Source organism: Prevotella sp. AM34-19LB, assembly GCF_003468525.1.
Classification (GTDB): domain Bacteria; phylum Bacteroidota; class Bacteroidia; order Bacteroidales; family Bacteroidaceae; genus Prevotella.
The window spans coordinates 1-530 of sequence record NZ_QSIG01000144.1; the positions used below are offsets into that span (position 1 = coordinate 1).

Here is a 530-nt window from a genome sequence, read left to right on the forward strand (position 1 = left end):
AAACTCACACCTTTTGGAGGAATTTTTTCAATCATGGAGAAATTTGACTCCATGCTTTCACCCGTTATCGACTCAACACTGGGTCAGAGATGCAGCAGTATCATCGGATATCAGTTCAGCGAGATAGTCCGTTCGCTGATGAGCGTTTATTTCTGTGGCGGCTCATGCGTGGAAGATGTAACGTCACAACTGATGCGCCATCTCTCGTATCATCCTACCCTTCGTACATGCAGCTCTGATACCATCCTCAGAGCCATCAAGGAACTGACACAGGAAAACATCTCCTATACTTCCGACCAAGGCAAGACCTATGATTTCAATACTGCAGACAAACTCAACACATTGCTTATAAACGCTTTGGTTTCTACAGGCGAGTTGAAGGAAATTGAGGAATACGATGTTGACTTTGACCATCAGTTCCTTGAAACGGAGAAGTATGATGCAAAACCGACCTACAAAAAGTTCCTCGGCTACAGGCCTGGCGTATATGTTATCGGTGACAAGATAGTCTATATCGAGAACAGCGATGG

The 530-nt window shown here is 44.7% G+C and carries 1 pseudogene; it reads left to right on the forward strand.

Annotated features, from left to right (window positions below):
* Positions 1 to 530, forward strand: a pseudogene (locus tag DW830_RS15615) (IS1380-like element IS612B family transposase); the annotation flags it as partial.